Genomic DNA, 556 nt, shown 5'->3' with positions numbered 1-556 from the left:
CGCGGGTGTCGGGGTCTGGAACAGTGCGCGCACGGAGATGGACACGCCCCGGCTGCGCAGCTGCTCGACCAGAGACACGGCCAGCAGGGAGTGCCCGCCCAGCGCGAAGAAGTCGTCGTCGACGCCGACCGCGGGCAGATCCAGGACCTGAGCGAAGGCCTGGCAGAGGATCTCCTCCTGCACGGTTACCGGAGGACGTCCCGTGCCGGCCGTCGCCGCTGCCCCGTAGTCGGGGGCGGGCAGGGCCTTGCGGTCCAGCTTGCCGTTACCGGTCAGCGGCAGGGCTTCGAGAACCACCACGGCCGCGGGAACCAAGTGGTCCGGCAGACGGGCCGTTGTGAACTCGCGTATCACGCCAGGAACTTCAGCTGCTTCGGTGTCGTCGGTGACGATGTAGGCGACCAGGCGGACATCGCCGGGGGTGTCTTCGCGCGCGACGACCGCGGCCTGCGCGACCAGCGGGTGTGCGGCGACCACGGCCTGAACCTCGCCGGGCTCCACCCGGAAGCCGCGGATCTTCACCTGCTCATCGGCACGACCGGCGAACACCAGCCGT

General features: G+C 70.3%; 1 protein-coding gene. It reads right to left on the bottom strand.

All coding sequences use genetic code 11. The annotated features are described in order from the left end of the window. The coding region (locus tag AC27LF_RS45625) for a phosphopantetheine-binding protein (protein WP_479665244.1) at positions 1-556 on the bottom strand (556 nt) is incomplete at both ends.

It is taken from the genome of Streptomyces diversicolor, assembly GCF_057537855.1.
This window is presented reverse-complemented; position numbering and strand designations above follow the sequence as displayed.